Consider the following 5,486-nt stretch of genomic DNA (forward strand, 5'->3'; position numbering starts at 1 on the left):
CCTCCCATGTGTATCGAGGGAACATTTTTTCAAACTTTATTTTTAATGCTGATGTTAGTTCTCTCTTGTTTTGTCCTTCGATTATTGCTGATGTTATTTCATGAGGTATAGATTTAAAGTAGCTAATTAATTTTGCTATTAAGCTTTTACCCTTTGCTTGGGGTCCGATGAAAATATTAATTTTATTAAGCTCAATGCTTAATTCCTTTAGTGATACGAAATTTTTTATTTTTAGATGTTCCATTATCCCTCCTTATAAAAACTTGGATTTTAGCAAAGAAAATCGACTTATAAACATGTTTTTAAACGATGTTTTGTTGCTTTCTTAAGGTATGGCATATTGACCTTAAGTGCTATGAGAGCGTAATCTTGCCTTTGAAACGAAAAAACCGCCCTGCAAGGCGGTTTCTTCGAAGGTTCAGAAAGTTGGGGAACTTACTGAACCACGGTGACTGGCTTTAACGGAGCGCAGTAACCTAATCTGTCCTTTCAGTGTAGCCGTAGTCTGGCTCCTACTTCAAGAACTCTTGTTAAGTTAGCTTAACAACTTCGCTCCGTAAATCAGTCACCAATGGCTACCGCCAATGGCGATTCGTCGTGCCTGTCAGGGTTGGACTCAAGAGAACAGTTACCTGAACATGGTGTGGTAGTCGGGCTGAACGGGGAGTTCGTGCATACAGCCCAGCTTGGAGCGAACCACCTAAGCAGAACCCAGTGTCAGGCGTGGAATGAGAAGACGCGGCCATAACAGCGGAAAGACACGGGTACACTGTACGGTGGGAACAGGAGAGCGCACGAGGGAGCCGCCGGAGGGAAACCTCCGGCATCTTTAAGTCCTGTCGGGTTTCGTCCTTCTGATTTGAGTACCGGGAATCGGTGATTTCTGTGAAACTCGTCAGGAGGGCGGAGCCTATGGAAAACCGGGGAACCGGGGGACCTGGCTCGGGGGGAAAGGGGGGTGCTGTTGACGTTGACCTGGAGGATGTATGTCCGGAAGATTGCATGTTGTATCTAAACCAGAGAAGGAGTTTCTCGATGACGCCGTGTTTGCAGCAGAGCGGGCAAAAGGCAAAAAGCTGTCCGGTCCGGAAAAAAAAGAGGTGCTGCGCGTGGCCCGCAATCAGCTGCTGGGACAGCGCGAGGCAGAGGCAGCTAAAAAGGCCCGTGCGGACGAGAGGCAGGCCGCAGAGTTCACCTGGAGCAAGCCTAAGCCCTTTCGTCGTTAACCCGCAACGCTCGCCGCAGCGTTCGTCTGGCGCAGCCAGGGGAAGCGAGGAAGCGTCATTTCACCCGTTCTGTGCCCGTGGCACGTTCACTCCGGAGCGTCTCTGTGACCAGACACCATAAAACCGCCCTGAACATGGCAAAGTTCATTCAGGGACAAAGCCTGCTTCTGCTGGAGAAGCTCAACGAGCTGGACCTGGATGCGGAAGCGGACATGTGCGAACGGCTTCATGAGGACGCCGAGCGCCTTCATGCCGGCCTTCTGGCAAAGTTAAATCAGGAATAACGGTATCCGCATGGCGAAAGTATCTATCAGCGAGGCCGCCAGGCTTACGCAGACAAGCCGGCCTACCCTTTACAAGATGATTAACAGCGGTGAGCTCAACTTTACATCGACTGTAAAGGCAGGTAAGCCTGTAAAGGTCATTGATACATCAGAACTTATCAGAGTTTTTGGCGACATTAAGGGTGTTGAAGGTGCTACAGCCTTTACTGTAAAAGCTGAGCCGGAATTTACACCCGTTAACAGTGTCGATTTACAGCATTTACAACATCAGATTGAGCTGTTACAGAAAGAAAACGAAGGACTTAAGGAGGCGGTTGCCGCCAGAGACGAGCATATCGCGTCCGTTCGTCAGGCCATGCTGCTTCTGGAACATAAAAAAGAGACAGCGCTGCCCGTATTGCCTGCCGGCAAATGGTGGCAGTTCTGGAAATAGCCGGCTGACAACAGCTGCTTTCCCGGTAATTCTGGCCCCGACGGCGCGGTTGCTTCTGCGCTTCCTGCGACTCAGCTGGTATCTGTGCATCGGGGTGACGAATTGTTGAGTTCTTGCGAGGTTACCCCAGGTCGCTGACCTGTTCGCGGCTTACGCCGGGCTGACTTGCGTCAGACTCCCTCCACACACCAGTTTTCTGGTGTCGCCATCGATACCGAGCCGTTCTTTTTCCTTTCTTAATGAAACCTGCCTGCGGTCGCGCCGGCAGCGTTGCGGTTAAAAGCCCGTTCAGGGTGTATGAAAACACGTAATACGTGCACGTCAGATTGTGAGAATTGCCGTCAGGCGTTGTGCCGCAGGGGCTGCAGCGTGGTTTTTTCACGCGTCACTTTGTACCCGCTTCGCGGGCAGCAAAGTGACGCCGTTCAGTCCGGAGGCGCGTTTGCCTCTGCAAACATGTGCTTTCCGGTAGACGTAATGGTGATCGCAGGAAATAGCGGACTTTCCGCGACAAACCCGCTCAGGCTTATCGGCGTTCTGGTTGCCGGAGCGTAAATCCCGGCAGCGGATGGCAGGACAGACGGTGCTGGTCACTGCATTGTGAAATGAACCTTCATCGTCGCGTCGTAGGTGCGCTGTTTTGACGATATCTGCTTCCAAAGGTGAGCAGATGTACCACACTGGTGTGTTCTCCCTTTCAGGCTGCAGGAGTGTTAGTTGCCACCCGAAGGCGATCCTCTCAGGCTTACGGATCATTGGTGGTCGTCATGGACGACAAGTTTACCCGGACATACTATCAACGGATATTCTGAACGGTCAACCGGAGGTCGTGATGAGCGTTTCAATCAAATCTGCAAGATTTGACCCGTACAACATGTGGCTGCAGCTGAGCGACGGCCGCACGCTTGGCGTGCCGCTGGTTTATTTTCCGGTGCTGGCAAATGCGAGTACTGAGCAGCTGGCCAAGTTTGAGCTGAGCCCTTACGGCATTCACTGGGATGACCTGGACGAGGATCTGGGGCTTGAAGGGTTCCTGAGCATGCAAAAGCTACAATCTGGCCGGCCACGTCCTATTAAAAAAGCCTGAACTCCCGGACAGGAAATGTTTTGTCATTACCGTCACGCTGTGCCGGCGACAAAACGGCGGGACAAGATGTGTCTTTGGAGTACCGCCGGCACGCCAAATCCTCCCGTTCAGGCTCCGCCCGACACCCTGAAAAACTTCGACGTGTCGAAATTTTCCTTCGCCGTTTCATGAACGCAGGATAGAACAGCGTCAGCAAGTGGACTGCCGCGCCTGTCGGCTTGGCCAACGCCTCACGGCCGCACAGTAAACAGCACGCCCGTGAGGCGTTTCCGGGTTAATGGATCATACTCATACAGCCCGGTAATAATAAATTAACTTGGCAAAGCCAGTGTCAGTAACCTCATTGCCGGAAACCCAGGCGGGTTTCCGGCCTTTTTGTATAAAACCCCCGCTTAGTGCCAACATCCGCGCGAAACCCGCCGCCATTCACTTCCGTGCATGCCTATGCACGCGCGTAAAAATCATCAGGGGCGTTTTCCGGGGTTCCGGGCAGGGAAAGGCCTGTCTTTTGGCCTGGAGGCCGCAGAATGGCGCTGAGGGCGTTTTCGCGGTGCGGGCAACAGATGTTATGGTAAATCCGGCTGAATCGCAGGCTCACATTTCATATTTAATACTTCACACTTCATACCGGCAATCACTCTGCCGGTTACGGATCAAAAAATGCCGCCATATGGGCGACCTCTTCCAACACTTCCTTTTTCAACCATCCGTTATTTGTACAGTTCTGCGGTCATGTACGCGCCGTTATTGGTATAGGCGCTGGTAATTTGTACTGGTCACTGTAGGCCATCGACACGACGTCTACGATTGAAGCCTGCATTGCGGGCTTTTTCATGTCCGACGCACAACGATAATATGGTAAATGCGCCGGCATGACAGGTTCATATGCGACAAAGCTGCGCGAAGGCGCATTTGGAACGTTTTTTTATCGTGTTAAGCTATTAATTTCTCTATGTTTTCCCTATATTCTGATGTTTTTACATAGAGTTTTGCTTTGTGAGTTTGAAATATGCTTTTTTGCATAATTTGAATTTCGGATGAACTCATTGGACTTCGTGTGCATATTATTAATGCACTTTTGATCTTTTTTTGATCTTTGGTTAATTTACGTATTGTTTCTTTAAGTTGCTCAAAAGCATGGTTTAGATCCGTGCCTTTTAATTCTATATAAATTTCTTTTCCTGATTCTGTATCAATAACCATCCAGTCACATCTGATTCCATTTGTAATCACGCATCCATCCACATGATGTATTTCAAGGTCTCTAGATTTTTGATTATTTAATATAAAAGAGGATTTTTGCTCTTTAAACGGAACGATTTTTTTATTAGTAAATTTTATGCAATTAGTAGACATTTTTCTCGCCTATAAGCTAAATTCTTTTCCAAAATCCGTTAAGTTATCGTCTTCATCATCAATTTGTGAAAGCATTTCAATTTCCACTAATGAGTTGAATTTGTCTGAGAAAACATTTGAAATTTTATCTATGGAATTTGCATCTATAAGCTTTAGTTCAATATTTAAAATATTTGACGCAGTTCCATTATCTATCATGTATGCCCTAACTTCATCGAAGTAAATTATTTCTTCTTGGGGAGTTATTGTATATAATTTCTTTAGTTCCTCGGCAGGAGAGCCAGTTTCAACTAGGGCTTTTTCTGCGTTTCCTGCTTGTATAAGATTATTTATTGCAGTTAATATATAGGGGCTGTGAGTTGTTATAGTATGGCTGCAAAAGTTATCTGATGCATAATGTGAATTAGCTATCATTGAAACAACCGTTCCTTGCGCAAAAGGAAATAGGTGAGCTTCTGGTTCTTCAATAACAAAACTACGACATACTTGAGGGGTGCGTACATAGGGCCATGTGGCTAGCATTAAAGCCATTGGGAGCGCTTCTTGCTGCCCGGAACTAGAGTTGGCAACATTTATTCTTCCATGTTCCGTTGTAATCCAGTCCTGACCTTTTTCAGTTGTATGCTTACCGCAAATTAGTGATTCAACCAATTTATTAACGTGAGGAGGAGTTCGTTTTTGAGCGAATTTAGCGAACTGAACACTTTTTGTTTGCTCGTATATTGAGCCAAACTCAGTAAGGAAGTAATCAATATTTATACTACTAGAAAGAAAAGAGAAAACATTTTTTTGAAGGTTAGCAAAAAAAGAACGGCCGGCAGGTATGTACATTATTTGCTCTATTCTGGCATCTGAGATGTCTTTGAATAGGCAAGAGGTTAATGCTGTTCTTATGTCTTCAATTCTTCTGAAACGCAGGTTAATGATAGGCTCTGAAGAAACAGAATCCTCTAATTTTTTTAGATGTTTTTTTATGTGTTTTATAGATTTATCTATCTCTTCTGAGCATATTATACTGAAAACGTTTTTGTTTATATTTTTTTTGTTTTCTATAGATATGGAATAAAACTTATTTTCGTAATTAATGGAAAATTCACTAT

General features: G+C 46.5%; 7 protein-coding genes. 4 read left to right on the plus strand and 3 right to left on the minus strand.

Annotated elements, in window-relative coordinates; all coding sequences use genetic code 11:
• The coding region (locus tag AAH450_RS20945) for an AAA family ATPase (RefSeq protein WP_342911914.1) at positions 1–244 on the minus strand (244 nt) is incomplete at its 3' end.
• Positions 245–986: 742 nt separating this feature from the next.
• Between AAH450_RS20945 and AAH450_RS20950 the strand changes: the two genes are divergently transcribed.
• The 4 genes from AAH450_RS20950 to AAH450_RS21205 all read left to right on the plus strand — a co-directional run bounded on the left by AAH450_RS20950 (position 987) and on the right by AAH450_RS21205 (position 3,030).
• The gene (locus tag AAH450_RS20950) at positions 987–1,226 is read left to right on the plus strand and encodes a hypothetical protein (RefSeq protein ID WP_342911915.1); all 240 of its coding nucleotides are present in this window, start codon (positions 987–989) and stop codon (positions 1,224–1,226) included.
• A gap of 104 nt (positions 1,227–1,330) precedes the next feature.
• Positions 1,331–1,510 (plus strand): Rop family plasmid primer RNA-binding protein, encoded by a 180-nt coding sequence (locus tag AAH450_RS20955; RefSeq protein ID WP_342911916.1) that lies wholly within the window; start codon positions 1,331–1,333, stop codon positions 1,508–1,510.
• Between the two features lie 10 nt (positions 1,511–1,520).
• Complete coding sequence (locus tag AAH450_RS20960; protein WP_342911917.1) at positions 1,521–1,943, plus strand: helix-turn-helix domain-containing protein; 423 nt, start codon at positions 1,521–1,523, stop codon at positions 1,941–1,943.
• Between the two features lie 670 nt (positions 1,944–2,613).
• Positions 2,614–3,030: a DUF2442 domain-containing protein gene (locus AAH450_RS21205; protein ID WP_463322754.1), complete on the plus strand. Its 417-nt coding sequence runs from the start codon at positions 2,614–2,616 to the stop codon at positions 3,028–3,030.
• A 933-nt stretch (positions 3,031–3,963) separates the two neighbouring features.
• Here AAH450_RS21205 and AAH450_RS20970 read toward each other — a convergent pair.
• Positions 3,964–4,386 carry a hypothetical protein gene (locus tag AAH450_RS20970; protein ID WP_342911918.1) on the minus strand — a complete coding sequence of 141 codons (423 nt, stop codon included), beginning with the start codon at positions 4,384–4,386 and terminating at the stop codon, positions 3,964–3,966.
• A 9-nt stretch (positions 4,387–4,395) separates the two neighbouring features.
• Positions 4,396–5,486: AAA family ATPase (locus AAH450_RS20975; protein ID WP_342911919.1), on the minus strand; the 1,091-nt coding region annotated here is incomplete at its 5' end.

Source organism: Erwinia magellanica, from assembly GCF_039023495.1.
Taxonomy (GTDB): Bacteria; Pseudomonadota; Gammaproteobacteria; order Enterobacterales; family Enterobacteriaceae; genus Erwinia.